Source organism: Leisingera sp. S232, assembly GCF_049800895.1.
Lineage (GTDB): Bacteria > Pseudomonadota > Alphaproteobacteria > Rhodobacterales > Rhodobacteraceae > Leisingera.
Map to the genome: position 1 here is coordinate 56,517 of NZ_JBNAFX010000004.1, position 22,234 is coordinate 78,750.

Annotated in this window: 23 protein-coding genes and 1 pseudogene; 9 read left to right on the forward strand and 15 right to left on the reverse strand. The window is 59.5% G+C overall.

The features are described 5' to 3' along the window. Positions 1-206 precede the first annotated feature (206 nt). A complete protein-coding gene (locus ACP151_RS04490) occupies positions 207-1,448 on the forward strand; it encodes a type I secretion protein (RefSeq protein WP_424977665.1) in 1,242 nt (413 codons plus the stop codon). A 39-nt stretch (positions 1,449-1,487) separates the two neighbouring features. On the opposite strand, the gene rlmN is transcribed toward ACP151_RS04490, so the two are convergent. The 3 genes from rlmN to ACP151_RS04505 all read right to left on the reverse strand — a co-directional run bounded on the left by rlmN (position 1,488) and on the right by ACP151_RS04505 (position 3,806). Beyond that, a complete protein-coding gene (gene rlmN, locus ACP151_RS04495) occupies positions 1,488-2,675 on the reverse strand; it encodes a 23S rRNA (adenine(2503)-C(2))-methyltransferase RlmN (RefSeq protein WP_424977666.1) in 1,188 nt (395 codons plus the stop codon). A gap of 106 nt (positions 2,676-2,781) precedes the next feature. Continuing rightward, complete coding sequence (locus tag ACP151_RS04500; protein ID WP_424977667.1) at positions 2,782-3,177, reverse strand: lysozyme inhibitor LprI family protein; 396 nt, start codon at positions 3,175-3,177, stop codon at positions 2,782-2,784. Positions 3,178-3,275: 98 nt separating this feature from the next. Beyond that, positions 3,276-3,806 carry an invasion associated locus B family protein gene (locus ACP151_RS04505; protein ID WP_424977668.1) on the reverse strand — a complete coding sequence of 177 codons (531 nt, stop codon included), beginning with the start codon at positions 3,804-3,806 and terminating at the stop codon, positions 3,276-3,278. Between the two features lie 191 nt (positions 3,807-3,997). Here ACP151_RS04505 and ACP151_RS04510 point away from each other — a divergent pair, with 191 nt between their 5' ends. Further along, positions 3,998-4,996, forward strand: a complete 999-nt coding sequence (locus ACP151_RS04510; protein ID WP_424977669.1) for an asparaginase — start codon at positions 3,998-4,000, stop codon at positions 4,994-4,996. A 35-nt stretch (positions 4,997-5,031) separates the two neighbouring features. On the opposite strand, the gene ACP151_RS04515 is transcribed toward ACP151_RS04510, so the two are convergent. The 4 genes from ACP151_RS04515 to serB form a co-directional block, all read right to left on the reverse strand. After that, positions 5,032-5,352, reverse strand: coding sequence for a YciI family protein (locus ACP151_RS04515; protein WP_424977670.1), 321 nt, complete (start codon positions 5,350-5,352; stop codon positions 5,032-5,034). Between the two features lie 30 nt (positions 5,353-5,382). Then, positions 5,383-5,820 carry an SRPBCC family protein gene (locus tag ACP151_RS04520; RefSeq protein WP_424977671.1) on the reverse strand — a complete coding sequence of 146 codons (438 nt, stop codon included), beginning with the start codon at positions 5,818-5,820 and terminating at the stop codon, positions 5,383-5,385. Beyond that, entirely contained in the window at positions 5,817-6,137 is a 321-nt protein-coding gene (locus tag ACP151_RS04525) for an ArsR/SmtB family transcription factor (protein ID WP_424977672.1), read from the reverse strand. Before ACP151_RS04525 ends, ACP151_RS04520 begins: the two co-directional genes overlap by 4 nt. Before the next feature lie 264 nt (positions 6,138-6,401). Further along, complete coding sequence (serB, locus tag ACP151_RS04530; RefSeq protein ID WP_424977673.1) at positions 6,402-7,277, reverse strand: phosphoserine phosphatase SerB; 876 nt, start codon at positions 7,275-7,277, stop codon at positions 6,402-6,404. A gap of 279 nt (positions 7,278-7,556) precedes the next feature. Between serB and ACP151_RS04535 the strand changes: the two genes are divergently transcribed. Continuing rightward, positions 7,557-8,711 (forward strand): phosphoserine transaminase, encoded by a 1,155-nt coding sequence (locus ACP151_RS04535; RefSeq protein ID WP_424977674.1) that lies wholly within the window; start codon positions 7,557-7,559, stop codon positions 8,709-8,711. 103 nt (positions 8,712-8,814) lie between these two features. Beyond that, on the forward strand, positions 8,815-10,410 hold the full coding sequence (gene serA, locus ACP151_RS04540) for a phosphoglycerate dehydrogenase (RefSeq protein ID WP_424977675.1): 1,596 nt from the start codon (positions 8,815-8,817) through the stop codon (positions 10,408-10,410). 58 nt (positions 10,411-10,468) lie between these two features. Here the strand turns inward: serA and ACP151_RS04545 are convergent, their stop codons facing one another. Then, positions 10,469-10,834 (reverse strand): hypothetical protein, encoded by a 366-nt coding sequence (locus ACP151_RS04545; RefSeq protein WP_424977676.1) that lies wholly within the window; start codon positions 10,832-10,834, stop codon positions 10,469-10,471. A 155-nt stretch (positions 10,835-10,989) separates the two neighbouring features. On the opposite strand from ACP151_RS04545, the pseudogene ACP151_RS04550 reads away from it, so the two are divergent. Beyond that, positions 10,990-11,707 (forward strand): annotated as a pseudogene (locus ACP151_RS04550) (metallophosphoesterase family protein). Between the two features lie 81 nt (positions 11,708-11,788). On the opposite strand, the gene tdh reads toward ACP151_RS04550, so the two are convergent. The 4 genes from tdh to ACP151_RS04570 all read right to left on the reverse strand — a co-directional run bounded on the left by tdh (position 11,789) and on the right by ACP151_RS04570 (position 15,398). After that, positions 11,789-12,817: an L-threonine 3-dehydrogenase gene (gene tdh / locus ACP151_RS04555; RefSeq protein ID WP_424977837.1), complete on the reverse strand. Its 1,029-nt coding sequence runs from the start codon at positions 12,815-12,817 to the stop codon at positions 11,789-11,791. Between the two features lie 14 nt (positions 12,818-12,831). After that, positions 12,832-14,019 (reverse strand): glycine C-acetyltransferase, encoded by a 1,188-nt coding sequence (locus ACP151_RS04560; RefSeq protein WP_424977677.1) that lies wholly within the window; start codon positions 14,017-14,019, stop codon positions 12,832-12,834. Between the two features lie 320 nt (positions 14,020-14,339). Then, entirely contained in the window at positions 14,340-14,546 is a 207-nt protein-coding gene (locus tag ACP151_RS04565; protein ID WP_424977678.1) for a cold-shock protein, read from the reverse strand. Positions 14,547-14,831: 285 nt separating this feature from the next. Continuing rightward, the gene (locus tag ACP151_RS04570; RefSeq protein WP_424977679.1) at positions 14,832-15,398 is read right to left on the reverse strand and encodes a helix-turn-helix domain-containing protein; all 567 of its coding nucleotides are present in this window, start codon (positions 15,396-15,398) and stop codon (positions 14,832-14,834) included. 188 nt (positions 15,399-15,586) lie between these two features. Between ACP151_RS04570 and ACP151_RS04575 the strand changes: the two genes are divergently transcribed. Next, the gene (locus ACP151_RS04575) at positions 15,587-16,762 is read left to right on the forward strand and encodes an acetyl-CoA C-acyltransferase family protein (protein ID WP_424977680.1); all 1,176 of its coding nucleotides are present in this window, start codon (positions 15,587-15,589) and stop codon (positions 16,760-16,762) included. A gap of 119 nt (positions 16,763-16,881) precedes the next feature. Here the strand turns inward: ACP151_RS04575 and ACP151_RS04580 are convergent, their stop codons facing one another. From ACP151_RS04580 to ubiE, 3 genes are all read right to left on the reverse strand, one after another. After that, on the reverse strand, positions 16,882-17,271 hold the full coding sequence (locus ACP151_RS04580; protein WP_424977681.1) for a response regulator: 390 nt from the start codon (positions 17,269-17,271) through the stop codon (positions 16,882-16,884). Between the two features lie 313 nt (positions 17,272-17,584). Then, positions 17,585-19,114: a 2-polyprenylphenol 6-hydroxylase gene (ubiB, locus tag ACP151_RS04585; protein WP_424977682.1), complete on the reverse strand. Its 1,530-nt coding sequence runs from the start codon at positions 19,112-19,114 to the stop codon at positions 17,585-17,587. A 3-nt stretch (positions 19,115-19,117) separates the two neighbouring features. Then, positions 19,118-19,870, reverse strand: a complete 753-nt coding sequence (gene ubiE, locus ACP151_RS04590) for a bifunctional demethylmenaquinone methyltransferase/2-methoxy-6-polyprenyl-1,4-benzoquinol methylase UbiE (protein WP_424977683.1) — start codon at positions 19,868-19,870, stop codon at positions 19,118-19,120. 86 nt (positions 19,871-19,956) lie between these two features. Here ubiE and mutM point away from each other — a divergent pair, with 86 nt between their 5' ends. The 3 genes from mutM (at position 19,957) to rpsT (ending at position 22,124) form a co-directional block, all read left to right on the forward strand. Further along, positions 19,957-20,808 carry a bifunctional DNA-formamidopyrimidine glycosylase/DNA-(apurinic or apyrimidinic site) lyase gene (mutM, locus tag ACP151_RS04595; protein ID WP_424977684.1) on the forward strand — a complete coding sequence of 284 codons (852 nt, stop codon included), beginning with the start codon at positions 19,957-19,959 and terminating at the stop codon, positions 20,806-20,808. Between the two features lie 63 nt (positions 20,809-20,871). Continuing rightward, positions 20,872-21,648: an enoyl-CoA hydratase gene (locus ACP151_RS04600; protein WP_424977685.1), complete on the forward strand. Its 777-nt coding sequence runs from the start codon at positions 20,872-20,874 to the stop codon at positions 21,646-21,648. 212 nt (positions 21,649-21,860) lie between these two features. Continuing rightward, the gene (gene rpsT, locus ACP151_RS04605; protein WP_027257159.1) at positions 21,861-22,124 is read left to right on the forward strand and encodes a 30S ribosomal protein S20; all 264 of its coding nucleotides are present in this window, start codon (positions 21,861-21,863) and stop codon (positions 22,122-22,124) included. The last annotated feature ends 110 nt before the right edge of the window (positions 22,125-22,234 follow it).

Consider the following 22,234-nt stretch of genomic DNA (forward strand, 5'->3'; position numbering starts at 1 on the left):
AAACATTGCTAGCAATCAAGTAATCATTGGGCAGACGGCCTGGCTCCGGGAGGAACAGCCGGGTTTTTCCCTGTTCAGGGATGCGCCGAAACTAACGATTTACCGAAAAGTCTCTTCTGCTTGCGCCGGTTGCACCCGAAAATCGGCCAATCTTAGCCACATTCCCAAACAAAAACTTACCAGTGGTGGAAAAGTGGAGGGACCCGATGTCCGAAGTTGAAGACTATACGGCGCTTCTGGCCTATACTTCGAACAGCAATTACCGTTGGAACAGCCAGGTTCAACTGGGTACTCAGACTGTGGTGACATACAGCTTTGTTGGCAGCGGCGAACTGGACGATGTGGCCGATGATCCCTACGGCGCAACCAGCTACTGGTCTTTTAACAATAGCCAGCGCAGTTATTTCCGACAGGCTCTTGCCGAATATGAAGAGATCTCGGGCCTGATTTTCGTCGAGATCGACAGCCCAGCGATGATTGATGTGTTCGGTTACGACGGCGGTTCAGCCGCCGGCTGGGCAAACTATGCCTGGGCCAGTGACTATTACACCGGGAACGGCGATCTGGCGATTGAAAGCAGCAGCATGGCGCCGGGCACCTACGGATATGAGACAGTCCTGCATGAAATCGGTCATGCCGTGGGACTGGAACATCCACATGATGGTGACCATACCTTGGCCGATCACTTGGACGATCAGGCCCATACGGTCATGACGTATACCTACGGTGGATACAACGTGACGGAACTGGGGGAATTGGATGCCGAAGCCCTGCAGCATCTCTATGGAGATGCAGAAGGGGGCCAGGGTTGGAACACCTACGTCAACAGCAGCGGCGAAGTTGTCATCAAGGCCAGCGGTCGGTCGGAGATTGTTCTGGCAACGGGTCAGGATACCAGGGTTTACGCCCATGCCGGGAATGATACGGTCAAAGGGCGTGAAGCCGATGACTATTTGACCGGAGGGCGCGGTGAGGACCATGTCCTTGGAGGCTACGGAGAAGACACACTAAAAGGGGGACACGGCTCAGACACCCTCGTTGGCGGCGTAGACGAAGGTGTCTATTCCGGCCGGAACGGCGAGAATGACAAACTCTGTGGCAATGGCGGAAGAGACTGGCTTTACGGCGGCAACGGTGATGACATCCTCCATGGCGGCAACGGCCAGGATTATCTGGTTGGCGGAGCCGGATCCGATGTTTTGACAGGTGGTAAGCACGCCGATGTTTTTGTCTTCGTTTCTGCCGACTACTGGGAACAGAACCGAATTACGGATTTCGGTACTGGCAGCGACCGGATCGAAATTTCCGGTTCTATTCCTGACAGTTTCAGCGACCTGACGATCACTCAGCAGAACGGCAACACGCTGATCAACTACTATGGCAATCACGACATTGAGCTCACCGGATACACCGGAGAGCTGACTGCTGACGATTTCATTTTCAGTTAAGGAAGCTGGGAATCCTGCCGCGCCGGAGGCGAAGCCAGGCTATTTCAACCCGGCTTCGGCCTCGATCTGTTTGCGGCTTTTGCGGGCGCGTTCGGTTGCCGATTTCAGCTGGCCACAGGCAGCCATGATGTCATCGCCCCTGGTCTTGCGGATCGGTGAGGCATAGCCTGCCTGATAAATGATGTTGGCAAACGCCCGGATGCGGTTGTTGGAAGACCGCTTGTAGGGGCTTCCAGGCCATTCGTTGAACGGAATGAGGTTGATTTTGGCCGGGATGTTGTAGCGCTTGATATGGTCAATCAGCCGGTGCGCGTCCTCATCGGTGTCGTTCACCCCGTCCAGCATCACATATTCAAAGGTGATCCGCTCTGAATTGGAAACCTTCGGGTAATCCGCCAGGGCCTGCAGCAGCTCATCGATGTTCCAACGCTTGTTGATCGGCACCAGCATGTCGCGTGTTTCATTGGTGGTGGCGTGGAAGGAAATCGCCAGCAGGCAGCCGATTTCCTGTGCCGTGCGGGCAATCTCGGGCACCACGCCCGAGGTGGACAATGTAATGCGGCGGCGAGACAGCGAAATCCCCTCGGGGTCCATCGCAATCTTCATCGCATCCCGGACGTTGTCAAAGTTGTACAGGGGCTCGCCCATGCCCATCAGCACGATGTTCGACAGCAGCCGGGTTTCCTCCTTGGGCGCGCCCGGTACCGGCCATTCTTCCAGATCGTCGCGCGCCATCATCACCTGGCCGACGATTTCCGCCGGAGTAAGGTTACGTACCAGCTTCTGGGTGCCGGTGTGGCAGAAGGAACAGGTGAGAGTGCAGCCCACCTGAGAGGAGATGCACAGGGTGCCTCGGTCATCCTCGGGGATATAGACGACCTCAACCTCATGGCCGCCATTGATACGCACCAGATACTTGCGGGTGCCATCGGTTGAAACCTGTTTGCTCACCACTTCGGGAATGCGGATCTCGAATGTCTCCGCCAGCTGCGCCCGATAGGCTTTGGCCAGGTTGGTCATATCCGCGAACTCGCGCTTGCCCCATTGGTAGATCCACTGCCAGATCTGGCCGACCCGCATTTTGGCCTGCTTTTCCGGCGTGCCGTGCTCGATCAGCACTTCGCGCATGCGTTCGCGGGTCAGGCCCACAAGGTTGATCTTGTCGCCCTCGGGGTCTTTCCGGGGCAGGGTCATTACGTCCTGGGTGATCGGCGCGCTGGCGGTCATGGTTTAGACTCGGATGCTGGAGGGCAGATGCGGCTCTATATAGGATTTCGCCGGAAGATCAAAAGGAATCCTGGCAGGACCAGCCCGGGATGCGGCTAGGCGGGTGCTATTTGGCAAAACGCACCAGTTCCCGGACCCGGGCCCGGCCCAATGTTGTCCAGCAGGCCCGCGTCGCAATCCCTGCATCTTCCCGTACCGGGTGCACTGCGCCAGCAAAGGCGCAATGGGCGGCCCGGAACGCCTCCCATGCAGTCTGGCTTTCCATCAAAGCCGCTTCTACTTCGGTGCCGCCAAAGCTGTTGTCCTGTTCGGCTGCGGAAACCATGGCGGCCTCCAGCGCATTGAGCAATGCCGCTTCGACCCCTTCTTCACCGTTAGCAACACAGGATCCGATTTCCTCCTGGCTGCCCTGGCCACATTCCAGTGCCGGATCAGCAAAAGCAGGAAAGGTTAGAAACATCACCGCCAGGCAGGCGGGTTGAAGAATTGCCGGATGTAGCATGGCAGTCACCTCCTGACCGCCATGCTACGCAGCTTGCCTGCTTAGAACAAGAAAACCCCGGCGCGAACCGGGGTTTGGTCTGATTTCTGCCTGCAGGCTTACTTGCTGCAGCGCTTCTCCGCATCTTCCACCGCGGCGGTAAAGCCCAGCAGCGAGAAAGTGTCCTTGGTCTGAGTTCCCCGTGCCGATCGTGCTGTCATGACAGCGCTGGCGCCCCGTTTCATCGCAGTGATGATCTTGGCGTCATCCGCCGGAGTGGCCGGCCAAGCCCATTCGCCTTCGGTGAACAGTTCAAACTCGGATTCTCCGATTCCCATGTTCACGGTGGAACCGGGTGCAAAAGGATAGCCGCCAGTGAAGCTGATCTCGCCCTTGGGTGCATCGCTGCTGCGGTAAGTGACAAACAGCTGGATCTCGCTGCGGCGCACGGCCACGACACGGCCGTCACGGGTATTCACGGTTTCCTTTGGCGCGGAAACTCCCCAGCATTCATTCGGGTCATTGCCCTCGAAAACGCTCCAATCCACCTTGGCCGCAACCCGGTTGTTCGACGTTTCCTGTGCAGTTGCTGCGGTTGCCAATGCTGCCAGACACAGGCCCGCAGCTACGCGGGCGAGTTTCAATGCCATTTGTCCCGACTCCAAGACTGTTCTTTCATACCTCAAACCAAGCCAAGGGCCCGCAGCGTTCGTCCGCCATCTGGTCCCGATCCCCTCGCTTGCGCTACACAAGCACACTAACGTAACTAGCACCACGGGCGAAAGTGTGTTTTGGCAGGATTTCGCCCAGAAATCCGCACGCAAAGACGAAGGGGAAGAAAATGCCGAATCCTGTGCCCATGGCAGAAGTCTGGCGCGGCCCGCTTCTGGAAAGCTTGCATCTTGGCCATGCTGTCATCTGTGACAGCAGCGGCCAGGTGGTGCGCAGCTGGGGCGATCCGGATGCAGTGATCTATCCTCGCAGCTCAGCCAAGATGATCCAGGCGCTGCCGCTGATCACGTCCGGCGCTGCTGCGCGCTACGGGCTGACTTCTGAACAGCTGGCGCTGGCCTGTGCTTCCCACAACGGCGCCCATATCCACACGGACCGGGTGAACACCTGGCTGGGCCAGCTGGGTCTGGGAGACGACGACTTCCGCTGTGGCTCGCAGTTGCCGGACGACATCCCGGCCCGCAATGAGCTGATCAAGACCGACAACAGCCCGTGCCAGGTTCACAACAACTGCTCCGGCAAGCACGCGGGTTTTCTGACGTTGAACCAGTTTCTGGGTGGTGGCGCGGAATATATCGAAGTCGACCATCCAGTGCAGCAGGCCTGCCTGGCTGCGTTTGAAGAAACCACCGGCCAGGACAGTCCCGGCTATGGTATCGACGGTTGCTCAGCGCCGAACTTTGCCACTACCGTCACCGGGCTGGCTCGTGCAATGGCCTGGTTTGCGAGTGCTTCAGACCGCTCCGACCGGCCGTCCGAAGCCGCGCGGCAGCTGGTTGCAGCAATGACCGCGCATCCCGAACTTGTGGCTGGTGAAACCCGCTGCTGCACCAATCTGATGCGGGCCATGGGTGGCAAGGTTGCGATCAAGACCGGGGCCGAAGCGGTATTCATCGCCATTCTGCCGGAACAGAAACTGGGCGTGGCGCTGAAGATCTCGGACGGAACAACCCGCGCCAGCGAATGCGCCATTGCTGCGCTGATGGTCAGCCTGGGTGTTCTGGATGCAGAACACCCAGCAACCGGAAAATACATGAGCAAGCTGCTCTACAGCCGCCGCGGTCTGGAATGCGGTTCGATCCGGCCCGCAGCGGACCTGCTGTTCTGAAACAAGATGCCCCGGAAATGTCCCGGGGCACTCTCTCACATTTCGAGTTCGATCACTTCGGCCACTTCCACTGATCCGCTGCCATCCAGGACTATCGGGCAGCCTCTGGCCATTGCACAAGCGGCATCCTGATCGGCTGCCTCCACAACAGTAAAGCCGGCAAGCGGATTCGCGCCGCCGTCATCAGTCACGCCCGAGACGCTTACTGTCTTTGACATTCCAACCGGGTTGCCGGGAATGGCGACAGCATCGCCCATGTCTTCGAACCAGGACTTCCAGGCCTGCATGACCCTGGCGCCCTCTTCCTCGTTTTCCGGTGTCTTGCCGCCGTGATACGCAAAAATGAACTGTGGCATTGGTCTTCTCCCTTTGGTGTGTATGACGAGTCACGAGACAGTGCCGAGCAGTGCCTCCAGCTTGCGCAGGGTGGAGCTCCAGCCCTGCTCGTGACGTGCGGAAATCTCGTCATCCCCGAGATCGCGGTGATCGATCAGCAGCATGGCGCCGCCTGACGCGGCGGTGACAGTGAAGGTCACATGGCTTTCGGAACCGCGGACACCATCCTCATCATGCCAGGCCCATGTGAAGCCGACGGATTTTGGTGCATCTACATGGGTGACTTGGCCGGAAACATGGAAACGCTTCCCGTCGCTGTTCTGCATGACCGAATGCCAGGGGCCGGTGCGGCTGAGATCCAATTCATGCTCTGGAATGGTGACCCCTTCAGGCCCCCACCATGTCAGCAGCTTGTCTGAGTTGGTGACCCAGGCAAACAGTTTTTCTGGGCTGACCGAAAAAATGCGCTGCAACTGCAGTCCGCTCATTCACCATCCTCCATCAATGACGCTTCCAGCCGGTCCAGGCTGCCCTCCCAGAAGGCGCGGCGCGAATGCGTCCATTCCGCAATCATCCGCAGCCCCTCCGGCCGGGCGGAATACATCCGCTTGGTGCCGTCGACTCGCTGGCTGACCAGCCCGGCCTCGCGCAGCACCTTCAGATGGCGTGAGATTGCCGGCGCCGAGATTCCGGCGCCGGGGGCCAGGTCACCGGCAGGCAGCTCGCCCTGGGTGATCAATTGATCGACGATCGACATGCGGGTCCCGTCCGACAGGGCGGCAAAGGATTTCAGAAGCGGTGTCATGCCTTCATTATTAACGATTTTGTTAATTAGTGAAAGGTCAAATTTCCCTGTCCGGACTGCCCGTCGGCCCCTGTCAGGTGCAAAGAAGGCAGTCGAAGTGCTCCCGCCCGTCGTCAGCCTGTTCTGCGAACAGGTTTCCTCCCGTTGGGCCAGGCTCAGCGCCCATGGCGCTGAGCCTGGCCCAAGGCCGCTAAGGGGTGGCTGTGTCAGCAGCCGCACCTGCGGGCGCGGGAGAGCTTCTTCTTTGAGGGATCCGAAAGAGGTTCAGCCCTTGAAGGTGTTTTGGGCATATCCCTGGATGTAAAGTAGAGCAGTCAGGTCGCCGTGGTTGATGCGGATATCACATTCCGCTGCAACGGAAGGTTTGGCGTGCAGGGCAACTCCGGCACCCGCACGTTTCAGCATGCCCAGATCATTGGCGCCGTCCCCCACAGCCATCACCTCCGCCTCAGCGATTCCCAGCCGGGCGGTGATTTGTTGCAGAGCCTCCACCTTGGCCTCTCGCCCCAGGACCGGGCGGCCTGCGTCGCCGGTCAGTTTACCGTCTTCAGTCAGCAGGGTGTTAGCGCGGTTTTCATCAAACCCCAACTCTGCCGCAACCTGTGTGGTAAAGGCCGTGAACCCGCCCGAGACCAGTGCCGCATACGCATCGTCCGCCTTCATCGTGGCCAGCAGCCGTCTGGCGCCAGGCATCAGGGTGATTCGTTCGGCCAGCACCTTGGCAATGACCGTTTCCGGCAGCCCCTTCAGCAGCCCGACCCGTTCGGTCAGCGCGCCTTCGAAGTCCAATTCTCCGTTCATCGCCCGCGCAGTGATTTCTTTGACCCGGGCACCGACACCCGCCTCCTCGGCCAGCTCGTCAATGCATTCCTGCTGGATCATGGTGGAATCCATATCGGCCAGCAGCATCTTCTTTTTGCGCCCCTCAGATGCCTGTATGACCAGATCAACGCCGATCTGCTGCAGGTCGTCCCAGACGCCCCAGCGGTTATCCGGCATCTGCTCCAACGAAAACTCCGCTGCAATGCCCAGAGCCAGCCATTCGGCCTCGCCGCCGCCCCAGGCATTGCGCAGCGATTCGATCAACACAGGCTCCAGCACCGGGTGGGCCGGATTGCAAAGCAGGGTGGCAACAAACATCGGCGGGCTCCATTCCGTTTGAATTCCCTTTGTCATAACGGCCTGTTGTCGGATCGGCCAGCCTGCCGGAACCTGTCAAAAACCGGGTGCATAATAAGGTATGCAGCTTGCGGCCATTTCGGTGCAACTGTTTCCGATGGTGGAAAAACGTGTCGCAAAAAGCATATGTATCGCCGTATTTTTCTGAATTTACTGTTGCATGCCGCGCTGCAGCGGCCTAGCTCTGATGGCGGGACACCCCTCCCCAACGAGGGGCGCTTATCTGGAAGGATAGCATTGATGGCTATTGAACAACCGGCATCGCGGCCGGCCAATCCGCGTTTTTCGTCTGGGCCTTGCGCCAAACCTCCCGTCTTTGATGTTGCCAAACTTGCTGGCGCGCCGCTGGGCCGCTCGCACCGCGCGGCAGTGGGCAAAGAGCGCCTGAAGGCGGCGATCGAAGGCACCCGCGAAATTCTGAACATCCCTGCCGATTACAAGATCGGTATTGTGCCCGCGTCAGACACCGGCGCGGTGGAAATGGCGATGTGGAACCTACTGGGTGCCCGCGGGGTGGAGATGCTGGCCTGGGAAAGCTTTGGCGCTGGCTGGGTCACCGACGTGGTGAAACAGCTGAAGCTGGACGCTACTGTCAAAACCGCTGACTACGGCCAGATTGTCGACCTTAGCACTGTCGATTTCGCAAATGACGTTGTCTTCACCTGGAACGGCACCACCTCCGGTGTGCGGGTGCCCAATGGCAACTGGATCCCGGCGAACCGTGAAGGGCTGACCATCTGCGATGCGACCTCCGCTGCCTTTGCGCAGCGTCTGCCCTGGGACAAGCTGGATGTGACCACTTTCTCCTGGCAGAAGGTGCTGGGCGGCGAAGCGGCCCACGGCATGATCATCCTGTCACCGCGCGCGGTGGAACGGCTGGAAAGCTACACCCCCGCCTGGCCGCTGCCGAAAATCTTCCGCCTGACCAAGGGCGGCAAGCTGATCGATGGCATCTTTCAGGGCGCCACCATCAACACGCCCTCGATGCTGGCGGTTGAGGACTACCTGTTGGCGCTGGACTGGGCGCGCTCCATCGGTGGTTTGGAAGGCCTTCGCGAACGCGCCTATGCCAGCCTGGCTGCGGTGCAAAGCTTTGTACAGGACAACTCATGGATCGCCTTCCTGGCTGAACAGCCAGAGTACCGCTCCAACACGTCTGTCTGCCTCAAGTTCACTGACCCCCGCATCCGGGACGGTGCCGCCTTTGCCAAGGCTGTTGCCAAACGGCTGGAGGGCGAAGGCGTGGCTTTTGATATCGGCGCCTACCGCGATGCGCCTCCGGGACTGCGCATCTGGTGCGGTGGCACAGTGGAAGCCACGGATGTGGCCGCGCTGATGCCCTGGATCAAATGGGCCTTTGAGGCCGAGATCGCGGCCCAGACCGAGGCTGCCTGAGACACGGCTGTTCCGGGGCGGAAACTCCGGAGCGTCGTTTGCCCCGCAAGGGCACGCTTTTCAACTTTCGGCCAGAACAGGCCCCCGCAAAAGGACCAACCACATGGCTCCCAAAGTACTCGTCTCCGACAAGCTCTCGGAAACCGCCGTCCAAATCTTCCGCGACCGCGGCATTGATGTTGATTTCCTGCCCGACGTGGGCAAGGACAAGGAAAAACTGGCAGAAATCATCGGCCAGTACGACGGCCTCGCCATCCGCTCCGCCACCAAGGTGACCGAAAAGATCCTGGACAAGGCAGACAACCTCAAGGTCGTCGGGCGCGCCGGCATCGGCACTGACAATGTCGACAAAGAAGCCGCCTCCAAGCGCGGCGTCATTGTGATGAACACGCCCTTCGGCAATATGATCACCACTGCTGAACACGCCATTGCCATGATGTTCGCCACCGCCCGCCAGCTGCCGGAGGCCTCGGCCTCCACCCATGCCGGCAAATGGGAAAAGTCCAAGTTCATGGGGGTGGAGCTGACGGCCAAAACCCTGGGGGTTATCGGGGCGGGCAATATTGGCGGCATCGTTTGTGACCGCGCCCGTGGTCTCAAGATGAAAGTGGTCGCCTATGATCCCTATCTGAGCAGCGAGAAAGCCGACAAGATGGGCGTCGAAAAGGTTGAGCTGGACGAACTGCTGTCCCGCGCCGATTTCATCACCCTGCATGTGCCGCTGACTGACCAGACCCGCAATATCCTGTCCAAGGAAAATCTCGAGAAAACCAAAAAAGGCGTGCGGATCATCAACTGCGCCCGCGGCGGCCTTGTGGACGAGGGCGCCCTGGCAGAACTGCTGACCTCCGGCCATGTCGCAGGCGCGGCCTTTGATGTGTTCTCCGTTGAACCGGCCAAGGAAAATGCTCTGTTCGGCCTGCCGAATGTGGTCTGTACCCCGCATCTGGGCGCCGCCACCACCGAGGCACAGGAGAACGTTGCCCTGCAGGTGGCTGAGCAGATGTCCAATTATCTGCTGACCGGCGCTGTTGAAAATGCGCTCAACATGCCGTCCGTCACCGCCGAGGAGGCCAAGGTCATGGGGCCCTGGATCAAGCTGGCGGACCATTTGGGCTCCTTTGTGGGGCAGATGACGGATGAACCGATCAAGGCGATCAACATTCTGTATGATGGTGTGGCTGCGGGTATGAATCTGGAGGCCCTGAATTGCGCGGTGGTTGCCGGGATCATGAAAAAGGCCAACCCGGAAGTGAACATGGTCTCGGCGCCAGTCATCGCCAAGGAACGCGGCATTCAGATCTCGACGACCAATCAGGACAAGTCGGGAACCTTTGATGGCTACATCAAGGTGACGGCAGTCTCCTCAAAACGCGAGCGCTCTGTGGCGGGTGCCGTTTTCTCCGACGGCAAGCCGCGGTTTATCCAGATCAAGGGCATCAACCTCGACGCGGATGTGGGTGCGCATATGCTCTACACCACCAACGAGGACGTGCCCGGCATCATTGGTACGCTGGGTCATACGCTGGGTGATCACGGCGTCAACATCGCGAACTTCACCCTGGGCCGGTCTGAGGCGGGCGGCGAAGCCATTGCACTTCTCTATGTGGATGACCTGGTTCCGGCCGAAGCCCGTGCCAAACTGGCCGAAACCGGGTTGTTCAATCAGATCAAGCCGCTGGAGTTCGACGTCGCCTGATCTCTCAGCCGTGCTGTTTCAAGCGCCGCCGCTGTCTGCGGCGGCGCTTTTGCATTTCTCAGCCGCGGCTGCGCAGAACCACCACAGTGAACAGCAGCATGGAAGCAAGCGCTGCCAGCGACCCTGACTTGGCCAGCAATTCAGTCCGCTCAAGGATGGCCAGGGGGATGCCGGGAATAAGAAGGGCCAGGGTCAGAATGACCGCCGCCAAATGGAGCTTGGGCAATGTGCCTGCGGCAGAGTCAGGCAGCAGATTATAATAGAAAGCGTAGATTGAGCAGCTGACCCAGCCAAGCAGGTTCAAATGCCCATGGGCCGGCGACATCAGGTGGTCCTGGCTGGCCGACATTTGTATACCCCAAACCATGCCGCCCAAAGCCGACACCACCGCCATCAGCATGAACCATCGCGCAATTCCCGTCATAATGCCCCTCCCTTTTTATCGGTGCTGCAAGCAGCGTCAGGTATAACATGCTGTCTTCAGGCGGCTTTGCCAGCCCTGATTTTGCAGCTCTCCGTGTTGAGCCCCCCGGCGCGATGCGCCATCACTGCTTCCAGACTGCAGACAGGAACCGTGCCATGACCGCCCCACTCTACGCCATCGGAGACATCCACGGGCCTCGAAGAGGCGCTGCAGCGGATTGAGGCTGACGGCGGCGAGAACGCTCGCATTGTCTTTCTGGGGGATTACATCGACCGCGGCCCGGACAGCCGCGAGGTGGTTAAACGGTTGCTGCAGGGCCAATCAGAGGGCCGCAACTGGATCTTCCTCAAAGGCAACCACGACAGGATGTTTTCGATGTTCCTGGAGGAGTATCCGCGCAATGATACCCGTCTGCTGGTCGGCTATCATTGGCTGCATGAACGCATCGGCGGCATTGAAACCCTGCAGTCCTATGGTGTCGAAGTGTCAAAGGGCGACCGAATCTTCCAGGTCCACAAACGCGCCCGCGCTGCTGTGCCCCAGATGCATCTGGATTTCCTTGGTGAATTGAAGCCGTATCATCAGGAGGGCAGCCTGCTGTTTGCCCACGCAGGCATCCGTCCTGGCCTGCCGCTGGAGAGCCAAAGCGAGGATGACCTGATTTGGATTCGTCAGGAATTCCTCAACGATGAGCGCTCCCATCCCTGGCTGGTGGTGCACGGGCACACGCCGAACAAGCAAGCTGTGCACTGCGTGAACCGCATCAACCTCGACAGCGGCGCGGGCTATGGCCGCCCGCTCACGGCAGCCGTCTTCGAAGGCAGCGAGTGCTGGCTGCTGACGGATCAGAGCCGGAAGCTGCTCGCTCCTTGAAGCTTACGGCTTCTTTCTGGTCAAAAATACTCTGGGGGGAGCGCCAGCGGCGCGAGGGGGCAAAGCCCCCTTATCCACCTGTCAGGTCCAGTCCAGCACCACTTTGCCGGATTGACCGGATTTCATTGCTGCAAAACCTTCAGAAAAATCATCCACACCGAACCGATGGGTAATGACCTTGCTCACATCCAGGCCGTTCTGCAGCATGGCAATCATCTTGTACCAAGTCTCGAACATCTCGCGGCCGTAGACCCCCTTGATGGTGATAGCCTTGAACACGATGCGCGACCAGTCTACCGGGGATTTTCCCGGCGGAATGCCAAGCAGGGCTATCCTGCCGCCCATCACCAGGCTTTCCACCATCTGATCCAGCGCTGCCTGGCTGCCTGACATCTCCAGTCCCACGTCGAAGCCTTCCTTCAGCCCCAGCGCATGGGCTACGTCGTTCAGGTCTTCTTCAGCGACGTTCACAGCCCGTACAGAAGGCACCACCAGTTCGGCCAGTCGCAGCCGGTCCGGGTTGATGTCGGTGATCACCACATTGCGGGCCGATGCATGGCGCGCAACTGCGGCCGCCATGATGCCAATGGGGCCCGCGCCGGTGATCAGCACGTCCTCGCCCAGCAGATCAAAGCTCAGCGCCGTGTGTACCGCATTGCCCAGCGGATCGAGAATCGCGCCGATTTCATCCGGGATATCGTCCGGCAGCGGCACCACATTGAAGGCTGGCAGGCGCAGATACTGGGCAAAGGCGCCCTGTTCGTTCACCCCGATGCCGCGGGTGCCGGGGTCCAGATGAAACTTGCCGGAGCGGCTCTGGCGGGAATCATGTTCGATCAGATGCCCTTCGCCCGAACACCGCTGGCCGATCTCCAAACCCGTCACATCCTTGCCGATCTCGACGATCTCGCCGGCAAATTCATGCCCGGTGATCATCGGTACCGGCACCGTATGCGCGGCCCAGTCATCCCAGTTCCAGATGTGGATGTCGGTGCCGCAGATGCCGGTTTTGTTGACCTTGATCAACACCTCATCCGGCCCGATCTCCGGGACTGGCGCCTGCACCATCCACAGGCCTTCCTGCGGATGGCTCTTTTCCAGCGCTTTCATTGTGTTCGGCAGGCTCATGAGATCACCCCCAAATCCTTGCCAGCCTTGCCAAAAGCCGCCAGCGCGCGGTCCAGTTCATCCCGTGTCAGTGCCGCATTCATCTGTGTCCGGATGCGTGCCTGCCCGCGCGGCACCACCGGAAAGAAGAAGCCGGACACATAGACGCCCTCGTCAAACAGCCGCGTTGCCATGTCTTGCGCCAGCTGTGCTTCGCCCAGCATCACGGGGATGATCGGGTGCTCACCGGGCAAGAGATCAAAACCCAGTTCTTCCAGCCCTGCGCGCCAGTACCTGGCATTCTCGAACAGCTGCATCCGCAGCCCGTCGCCTTCTTCAACCAGCCGGATCGCCTCCAGCCCGGCAGCAACAATCGATGGCGGCAGCGAATTGGAGAACAAATAGGGCCGCGCCCGCTGCCGCAGCAGGTCGATCACTGGCTGCGGCCCGGCGATGTAACCGCCGATGGCCCCCCCAAGTGCTTTGCCCAATGTCCCGGTGACGATATCCACGTCCACCCCGAAATGCTCCGGCGTTCCGGCGCCTGTCGCGCCCATAAAGCCGGTTGCGTGGCAGTCATCCACCATCACCACCGCATCGTATTTGTCCGCCAGCGCCCGGATCTCCGGCAGTTTCGCCAGATAGCCGTCCATCGAGAACACGCCGTCGGTCGCAATCATAATATGCCGGGCGCCATCCTCACGGGCCTGTTTCAGCCAAGCCTCCAGGTCGTTCATGTCGCTGTTCAGATAGCGATAGCGCTTGGCCTTGCACAGCCGGATACCATCGATGATCGACGCGTGGTTCAGCGAATCCGAGATGATCGCATCTTCCGGTCCCAAAAGCGGCTCAAACAGGCCGCCGTTGGCGTCGAAACAGGCGGCAAACAGGATCGCGTCATCCTTGCCCAGGAACTTGGCCAGCCTTTGCTCCAGCTCCCGGTGTATGTCCTGGGTGCCGCAGATGAACCGGACCGATGCCATGCCGAATCCTTTCGGATCCATCGCATCTTTGGCAGCTTTAATCAGGGCGGGGTGGTCGGCCAGACCCAGGTAGTTGTTTGCGCACAGGTTAATCACCTCGCGGCCGCCAACCGTGATTTCACCCCCTTGTGGGGAGGTGATCATTCGCTCGCGCTTGTACAGCCCTTCGCCCTGGATCTGGGCCAGCGTGTTGGAGATGTCGGTCAGAAATGCAGTGGACATGCGCAAACTCCTTGGTGTCTCGAGTCGCACATCTATCATAACGGATGTACTTCCCAAATACAGGATTTCATCATTACGGAAAAAAATCCGTGAAACCGGACGTTGCGGCAGCAATCCTCTGAACCGTCAAATTTGCCCCGGCAACAGAGAGGATGTGCAATGGCCAGGTGCATAGGTATCGACGGAGTGTTTTCAAAGCACAGGGCGAAAGGGCCGTATTGGGGGAGCCCAGGTCTTGGGGGCAGAGCTAGAAGTGAGATCCAAAAGAAAACGCGGCCCCCTTTCGGGGACCGCGTCCAAAGTCAGCTAAGCGAGAAAGCTTAGTCCAGCGACAGGTTCACTGCTGACTCGCGGCCGTCACGGCCTGCTTCGATGTCGAAAGTGACTTTCTGGTTGTCCGCCAGGCCGGTCAAGCCGGAACGCTCAACAGCGGAGATGTGCACAAACACATCTTTGCTGCCGCCGTCGGGTGCGATGAAGCCGAAGCCTTTGGTGGTGTTGAACCATTTTACGGTGCCGGTGGCCATATCCGTAGTCTCCTAATGTTCGCTGCCCGCGTAAGTGCGGCAGCCTGGCGTAGTCGGTCTGGATCGAGAGACTGAAAACGCCGCAAAAACGGGAGACAGTGGATCGACAAGAATAACGTTAGCGGTTCACATATGGGCCGTGGAGCTGAGTCTTTCAAGGGGAATATCTGTCAAGTTGCGGCAGTAAGCCGCCGACCCTGGTGAATGCACCTTTTTTGATGGGGGTTTGATGAACCGGACAGGGGTTAAAGTCAGAAGTTCATTGGGGCTTACCGCCGGGTCGGCTCAGGCATTCTTCACAATCAGAAACACGCGGGCTGGCCCACCGGGCGCGGTGATTGCATGCGATACATCGGCGGCATAACGCGCCGTGTCGCCAGCCTGAAGCTGGTCCTTGGCGTTGCCGGAACTGACTGCGATTTCCCCTTCAAGCACTGTCAACTGCTCCAGGGTGCCACGGGTGTGGGGCTGGCTGATCAGGGCGCCGCCCTTGTCAAACCGGATGTCATAGACCTCATGGCCGCCGGCCTCTTCCGGCGGTGACAGGATGCGGATGCGGCAGCCCTGGCCCATATTCTCGATTTTGGGCACATCTGCCGCGCGCAAGATCTCGATTCGATCCTGCAAGTCGCCTGCTTCCAGAAGGCCCGCAAAATCCACCTGCAGCGCGCGTGTGAGATTCCACAGCGTCGCAATGGTGGGAGAGCTTTCGCCGCGCTCGATCTGGCTCACCATCGAGCGGCTGACACCCGATAGGTTGGCAACCGCTTCCAGGCTTAAACCCTGCGCGCGGCGCGCCTCTTTCAGGCGGGCGGGCAAGAGGGTCAGGATATCGTCTGTGTTTTCCGTCATGACGGATTCTCTGCGCCCCCGAGGCGGATTTGTCAAATGTTCAGGACTGGGGATGATGCGCCGCTACGGTGCGCCGGGGGGCGGCGGTGACATGAACAATGGCGCCGGGTTGCAGTGACGGCACGTCCGGGCAGACAGGCCCATGCTGCGGGTGCATAGTAATCCCGGACCTGAGGAGGAAAGAGCCAATGACTGACATCGTGATCCTGGACGGCGCGCGTACCGCCATCGGCACATTTGGCGGCGCCCTTGCAGGCACCGCGCCGATCGACCTGGCAACCATCGTATCCAAGGCGGCGCTGGAACGTTCTGGTGTCGAGGGCGGACAGATCGGCCATGTGGTGTTCGGCCACATCATCAACACCGAACCCCGCGACATGTACCTGAGCCGCGTGGCGGCGATGCAAGCGGGTATCCCGGATGCGGTTCCAGCGATGAACGTGAACCGGCTGTGCGGCTCTGGTGTGCAGGCGATTGTCTCTGCCTTTCAGTCGCTTGCCATGGGGGATGCGGAGTTTGCGCTGGCTGGCGGCGCCGAGAATATGTCGCGCAGCCCCTACATCATCCAGCAAAGCCGCTGGGGGGCCAAAATGGGTGATGTGAGGTCGCTCGACATGATGCTGGGCGCGCTCCACTGCCCGTTTGGTACCGGCCATATGGGCGTCACGGCAGAGATTGTTGCGGATGAACATGGCATCACCCGCACACAGATGGATGAATTTGCCTTGGCCAGCCAGACCCGCGCGGCGGCGGCGATCGAAGCAGGGCATTTCAAATCCCAGATCACGCCGGTTTCGGTGAAGGTAAAGCGCGATCTGGTGCCCTTTGACATGGATGAGCATCCCCAGGACACTTCGCTGGAAAAACTGGCCGGGCTAAAGGCCGTGTTCCAGAAAGAGGGCCGGGTAACTGCGGGAAATGCCAGTGGACTTAACGATGGCGCTGCGGCGCTGGTGCTGGCTACTGCATCTGCCGCGCAGAAGGCCGGGCTGAAGCCAAAGGCGCGGATTCTGGGCTATGCCCATGCTGGTGTGCGGCCTGAAGTGATGGGTATCGGACCGGTGCCTGCGGTGCGGAACCTAATGGAGAAAACCGGGCTTTCCGCTGACGATTTCGATGTTATCGAATCGAATGAGGCGTTTGCCGCGCAAGCTTTGGCCGTGAACAAAGAGCTTGGCCTGGACTCAGCCCTTGTGAATCCCAATGGCGGCGCCATTGCGCTCGGCCATCCGGTCGGGGCGACCGGAGCCATTATTACCCTGAAAACGCTGTATGAACTGGAACGTATTGGGGGTGCCAATGGTTTGATCACCATGTGTATTGGCGGCGGCCAGGGTATTGCGCTGGCAATTGAACGCATTTGACGCCGACAGGCGCCGGGTTCGTCGTAGGCTTGCAGAGATTGGCGAGGGGGCTGGACTGCACCGGATTTCAGCCCCCTTTGCTGCGGACATCCGGCGCACTTCTACGGGATGCCTGAGCTCTACGCGGCGGCACAGAATGTGTCGATCAGCTGAAGAAGGCGGCCCGGAGTTACAGGCTTGGGGATGAACCCATCCATGCCCAGCCCCTTGATGATAGCATCGTCGTGATAGGCGACATCCGCGGTCACAGCGAAAATAGGCAAACCGCTGGGCGGATCCATCGGCGCTTCGCGGATCTGACGTGTCGCCTCTATTCCGGAGACCCGCGGCATGTGGAGATCCATCAGCACCAGCCCATATTCGTTCGGAGCGCTTCTGAGCATGTCGATACCGATCTGCCCGTTTTCGGCGATGGTTACTTCCACACCAAGCGCCATGATGATCTCGCGCATCATGTACCGGGTGAATTCATCATTTTCGACGAGCAGGACTTTTCGCGGGTTGTTCATCATCTGGTTCCGTAGTTGCGTTGGCGGATAAAGCCAGAGTTCCAGTCATGACATTCAAAAAAAACTTTAGGTGGCAACCGGAATGATCTTGCGATTTCAGAAGTTTACTCCCGATTGAGCAGTCGGCATGCGTCCACGGCCATCATGCGTGGGTTTTAATTTTCGGTCAACGTGTATGCTGCGTGCAAGTTGTATTCTATTTTTGCAATTTGGATTCCCAAGGGACGTCGAAGTGGCCCCCGGTTGCGGTGGCCTGGCGGAGCCCATCCGCGCTCGCAATTTGGGTCGGCTGCTCCTGCTGGATGTCGCCGCGTCAGCTTAGCAGAGCAATGAGAATGCAGACGCCAGTGGCGACGAGAGCCCCCAGCAGCGCAGGCGCAACCCAGCTATACTTGCTGCGTGGTCGCAGGTTATGCTGTGTGGCCTGAGCAATCAGTGCCTGTTCCACCAGCGCCGGCAGGCGGGGCCCGAAACGGGACATGACCTTGGCGGTGTCCAAAAGGTCTGAAACCACGGCGCGCGGGCCAATGGATTTCTTGATGTAATCTTCGACCACGGGCTGCGCGGCTTCCCAGATATTGATGTGCGGATCCAGCGAGCGGGCGACGCCCTCGACCACCACCATGGTGCGCTGCAGCAGGATCAGCTCAGTGCGGGTTTCCATGCCGAAGCGTTCCGTGACCTCAAACAGATAATTCAGCAGGCGGCCCATGGAGATGTTTGACGCATCCATGCCGAAGATCGGCTCACCCACTGCACGCAGTGCGCGGGCGAACTCATCCACGTCACGGTCGGGGGGCACATAGCCTGCCTCGAAATGCACCTCGGCCACGCGTTTGTAGTCGCGTTTGATGAAGCCATAAAGAATCTCGGCATAGACCCGGCGGGTATATTCATCAATATGACCCATGATGCCAAAATCATAGGCGATGATATCGCCATTGGATGCGACCTTGAGGTTGCCCTGATGCATGTCAGCATGGAAAAAGCCGTCACGCAGCGCATGACGCAGGAACAGTGACAACACCCGATTGGCCAGGATCTTGCGGTCATGGCCTGCCGCATCCAACGCGCCGTTGTCGCCCAGCGGAATGCCATCGGCCCAGTCCATGGTCATAACCCGCCGGGCTGAATACCCCCAGCGGATCCGCGGCAGCTGAAAGCCTTCGTCATCGGTGGTATTGGCGGCGAATTCAGATGCCGCGGCGCTTTCCAACCGCAGATCCAGCTCGCCCTGCACCACGCCGTCGAAATGTTCGATGACATCCATCGGCTTCAGGCGGCGGGCGCTGGGGGCGAACAGGTCAACAATACGAGCCGCAAAATAGAAGGCATCCACATCCTTGTTAAAGGCGCGTTCGATGCCCGGCCGCAGCACTTTGACGGCGACTTCCTCGCCGGTGTCAGCCAGTGTCGCGCGGTGCACCTGGGCGATGGAGGCAGCAGCCACGGGGTCGCTGAAATCCGAAAAGACTTCTGAGGCGGGACGCCCAAGTTCCTTTTCCACCTCGACCAGCGCCTCGGCGCGGGAAAACGGTGGCAGCTTGTCCTGCAGCACCCGCAGCTGGTTGGCCAGATCCTTGCCCACCACGTCGGGCCGGGTCGAGAGTACCTGGCCGAACTTGATATAGGCCGGTCCAAGCGCATTCAGCGCCCGGGTCTCAGGTGGCATGGCAGGGTCGCCCTTGTATCCCAGCCATTTAAAGGGCCAGCCCAGGGTGCGGGCCAGGATGCGCAGCGGTTTGGGCGCCTCAAACGCCTCCAGCACCGAATGCATGGCGCCAGTGCGCTCGAATGTGGCGCCTGTGCGGATCAGGCGCAGGATGTTATGGGGACCGCGCATGGCTCAGATCTTCCAGCCGGAATGCAGGGCAGCGATGCCCATCGACAGGTTGCGGTATTTGGCGTTTTCGAACCCCGCCTGTTTCACCATGCCCAGGAAGGTTTCCTGATCCGGGAAGTTGCGGATCGATTCCACCAGATACTGATAGCTGTCGTAGTCCCCGGCAATCATCTGCCCCATCCGGGGGATCACATTGAAGGAGTACAGATCATAGAGTTTTTGCAGCCCGTCGTTTGGCAGCTGCGAGAATTCCAGCACCATCAGCCGCCCGCCGGGACGCAGCACCCGGTAGGCTTCGTTCAGGGCCTCCTGTGGACGGGTCACGTTCCGGATGCCGAAAGAGATGGTGTAGACGTCAAATGTGTTGTCCTTGAACGGCAGCTTCATTGCGTCGCCGGTCACCCAGTCGAGACTGTCTGCCATCTGCTCGGCGTCGGCGCGTTTGCGGCCCTCTTCCAGCATCGGGCGGGTGAGGTCGAACACGGTGGAGTGACCGTGGCCCGCCCGTTTCAGGAAGCGGAAGGAAATGTCACCGGTGCCGCCGGCCACATCCAAGAGACGCTGCCCGGGGCGCGGTGCCAGCCAGTCCATCATCGCGTCTTTCCAGACCCGGTGGATGCCGACGCTCATCACATCGTTCATGATGTCGTATTTTGAGGCGACCGAATTGAAGACCCCCTGCACGCGGCCTGCCTTTTCCTCCTCGCGGACGGTTTCGAATCCGAAGTGAGTGGTGTTATCGCTCGTATCGCTCATAAGGCTTGCCGTTTGCTGATTTCCGCCCTTGTTATAAGGCGCTGTGGGGCAGGCACAATGCGGCCCATTGGTTCAGGAGGGGTGTAATGCCAGAATTGCCCGAGGTCGAGACGGTGAAACGCGGTTTGACGCCTGCGATGGAGGGAGCAGTTATTGCACATGCGCAGGTAAACAGACCGGATCTGCGCTGGCCGTTCCCGGAGCGAATGGCGGAACGTCTGACCGGCGCGCGGGTGAACAGTCTGCGACGGCGCTCGAAATACATTCTGGCGGATCTGGATACGCAAGAGACGCTGTTGATCCATCTGGGCATGTCCGGGCGGATGACTGTGTCCGGCGACCCGCTGGGGCAGTTTGTGCATGAGCACCCACAGACGGAAAAGCACGACCATGTGGTGCTGGACATGGACAATGGCGCCCGCATCACCTTCAATGATCCGCGCCGGTTCGGGGCGATGGATCTGCTGGAGACGGCGACGGCAGACTCCCACAAGCTATTGTCGGTACTGGGGCCGGAACCTTTGGGCAATGATTTCCACGAGGATCACCTGCTTGGGGCTTTCAGGGGGCGCAACACGCCGGTGAAATCCGCATTGCTGGATCAGGGAATCATCGCAGGCCTTGGTAACATCTACGTTTGTGAGGCGCTGTTCCGTGCGGGAATTTCGCCACGCCGAAAGGCTGGGCAGATATCAGCGCATCGGGTTGCGGCGCTGGTTCCTATCATCCGACAAGTGCTGCACGACGCCATCCGCGCAGGCGGTTCGTCACTAAAAGATTTCAGGCAAGCCTCTGGTGAACTTGGATATTTCCAGCACTCGTTTGATGCTTACGGGCGCGAAGGCGAACCGTGCAGGCGCGAGGGTTGCGCGGGGTCAATTGCCAGAATCACCCAGTCCGGACGCTCTACCTTCTACTGTGTAAAGTGCCAAAGATAGCTTGATCAGGGGAACCCTTTTGGTAAGGACTTTAGGCTGAACGGAACAACCGAAAGAGAAACCATGGCCTACGAGACGATCACCGTCGATGTGCAGGACCACGTTTGCCTTATCAAGCTGAACCGCCCAGAGGCGATGAACGCGCTCAACAAGGAGCTCATTGGCGAGCTCTGCGATGCTCTTGAGGAAGCTGATGCAAGCGACAAGGTGCGCTGCATCGTTTTGACAGGCTCGGAGAAGGCCTTTGCCGCCGGTGCCGACATCAAGGAGATGTCGGAGATGAGCTTTACCGAGGTGTTTTCCACCAATCTGTTCGCCGATGCTAATGACCGGATCTCGGCAATCCGCAAGCCGGTGATTGCAGCCGTTGCTGGTTATGCGCTGGGCGGCGGTTGCGAGCTGGCGATGCTGTGCGATTTCATCATCGCGGCTGAGACTGCCAAGTTCGGTCAACCGGAAATCAACCTGGGCGTTGTCGCAGGCATTGGCGGCACCCAGCGCCTGACCCGCTTTGTGGGCAAGTCCAAATCGATGGACATGAACCTGACCGGCCGCTTTATGAATGCTGAGGAAGCTGAGCGTGCAGGCCTGGTGTCGCGTGTCGTGCCGGCCAAGAAGCTGATCGAAGAAGCCACCGCAGCGGCGCAGAAAATCGCTGAGAAATCGCTGCTGACGGCGATGGCGGTCAAAGAGTCGGTGAACCGTTCCTATGAGTTGCCGCTGAGCGAAGGTCTTCTGTTTGAGCGCCGGGTCTTCCATTCAATGTTTGCGACCGAAGATCAAAAGGAAGGCATGGCGGCTTTCCTTGAAAAGCGCGAAGCGCAATTCCGGGACAAGTAAGCGCCGGAAACAGATTTCAAAACGGCGGGCCTTGTGGTGCGCCGTTTATGCTGCCGGGGTCGGCGGCCTTGCAATTCCCTGCGGAGTTGGATAAACGCCGCCCCATACATGCGCGTGCAGCCCGCTCAGGCTAGAATCACACCGGTGAATTGACCCGGGGCTGGATGGCATTGCGTCCGATCGAAACAGAACCCGAGATAAGGTCACATACCATGGCAAATTCGCCCCAGGCCAAGAAGCGCGCACGTCAGAACGAAAAGCGCTTTGCTGTCAACAAAGCCCGTCGTTCGCGCATCCGCACCTACCTGCGTAAAGTTGAAGAAGCGATCGCTTCCGGCGACAAAGAAGCTGCAACCGCAGCTCTGCGCGCTGCTCAGCCTGAACTGATGCGCGGCGTCACCAAAGGTGTGTATCACAAAAACACCGCTTCCCGGAAAATCTCCCGCCTGTCTGCACGCGTGAAGGCGCTGGCCTGAGATTCGCTCCGCTGAGCAGCCTCACGGGCTGTTGAAAAGTTGTCAGGGCGCTGCAGATTGCAGCGCCTTGTTTTTTTGGAAAACCCTTGTCCGGACTCGATGGGCGCAGG

Coding starts and splice junctions, on each gene's coding strand:
- ACP151_RS04490 (WP_424977665.1), top strand. CDS start 207: ATGTCCGAAGTTGAAGACTATACGGCGCTTCTGGCCTATACTTCGAAC.
- rlmN (WP_424977666.1), bottom strand. CDS start 2,675: ATGACCGCCAGCGCGCCGATCACCCAGGACGTAATGACCCTGCCCCGG.
- ACP151_RS04500 (WP_424977667.1), bottom strand. CDS start 3,177: ATGCTACATCCGGCAATTCTTCAACCCGCCTGCCTGGCGGTGATGTTT.
- ACP151_RS04505 (WP_424977668.1), bottom strand. CDS start 3,806: ATGGCATTGAAACTCGCCCGCGTAGCTGCGGGCCTGTGTCTGGCAGCA.
- ACP151_RS04510 (WP_424977669.1), top strand. CDS start 3,998: ATGCCGAATCCTGTGCCCATGGCAGAAGTCTGGCGCGGCCCGCTTCTG.
- ACP151_RS04515 (WP_424977670.1), bottom strand. CDS start 5,352: ATGCCACAGTTCATTTTTGCGTATCACGGCGGCAAGACACCGGAAAAC.
- ACP151_RS04520 (WP_424977671.1), bottom strand. CDS start 5,820: ATGAGCGGACTGCAGTTGCAGCGCATTTTTTCGGTCAGCCCAGAAAAA.
- ACP151_RS04525 (WP_424977672.1), bottom strand. CDS start 6,137: ATGACACCGCTTCTGAAATCCTTTGCCGCCCTGTCGGACGGGACCCGC.
- serB (WP_424977673.1), bottom strand. CDS start 7,277: ATGTTTGTTGCCACCCTGCTTTGCAATCCGGCCCACCCGGTGCTGGAG.
- ACP151_RS04535 (WP_424977674.1), top strand. CDS start 7,557: ATGGCTATTGAACAACCGGCATCGCGGCCGGCCAATCCGCGTTTTTCG.
- serA (WP_424977675.1), top strand. CDS start 8,815: ATGGCTCCCAAAGTACTCGTCTCCGACAAGCTCTCGGAAACCGCCGTC.
- ACP151_RS04545 (WP_424977676.1), bottom strand. CDS start 10,834: ATGACGGGAATTGCGCGATGGTTCATGCTGATGGCGGTGGTGTCGGCT.
- tdh (WP_424977837.1), bottom strand. CDS start 12,817: ATGAAAGCGCTGGAAAAGAGCCATCCGCAGGAAGGCCTGTGGATGGTG.
- ACP151_RS04560 (WP_424977677.1), bottom strand. CDS start 14,019: ATGTCCACTGCATTTCTGACCGACATCTCCAACACGCTGGCCCAGATC.
- ACP151_RS04565 (WP_424977678.1), bottom strand. CDS start 14,546: ATGGCCACCGGCACCGTAAAATGGTTCAACACCACCAAAGGCTTCGGC.
- ACP151_RS04570 (WP_424977679.1), bottom strand. CDS start 15,398: ATGACGGAAAACACAGACGATATCCTGACCCTCTTGCCCGCCCGCCTG.
- ACP151_RS04575 (WP_424977680.1), top strand. CDS start 15,587: ATGACTGACATCGTGATCCTGGACGGCGCGCGTACCGCCATCGGCACA.
- ACP151_RS04580 (WP_424977681.1), bottom strand. CDS start 17,271: ATGAACAACCCGCGAAAAGTCCTGCTCGTCGAAAATGATGAATTCACC.
- ubiB (WP_424977682.1), bottom strand. CDS start 19,114: ATGCGCGGTCCCCATAACATCCTGCGCCTGATCCGCACAGGCGCCACA.
- ubiE (WP_424977683.1), bottom strand. CDS start 19,870: ATGAGCGATACGAGCGATAACACCACTCACTTCGGATTCGAAACCGTC.
- mutM (WP_424977684.1), top strand. CDS start 19,957: ATGCCAGAATTGCCCGAGGTCGAGACGGTGAAACGCGGTTTGACGCCT.
- ACP151_RS04600 (WP_424977685.1), top strand. CDS start 20,872: ATGGCCTACGAGACGATCACCGTCGATGTGCAGGACCACGTTTGCCTT.
- rpsT (WP_027257159.1), top strand. CDS start 21,861: ATGGCAAATTCGCCCCAGGCCAAGAAGCGCGCACGTCAGAACGAAAAG.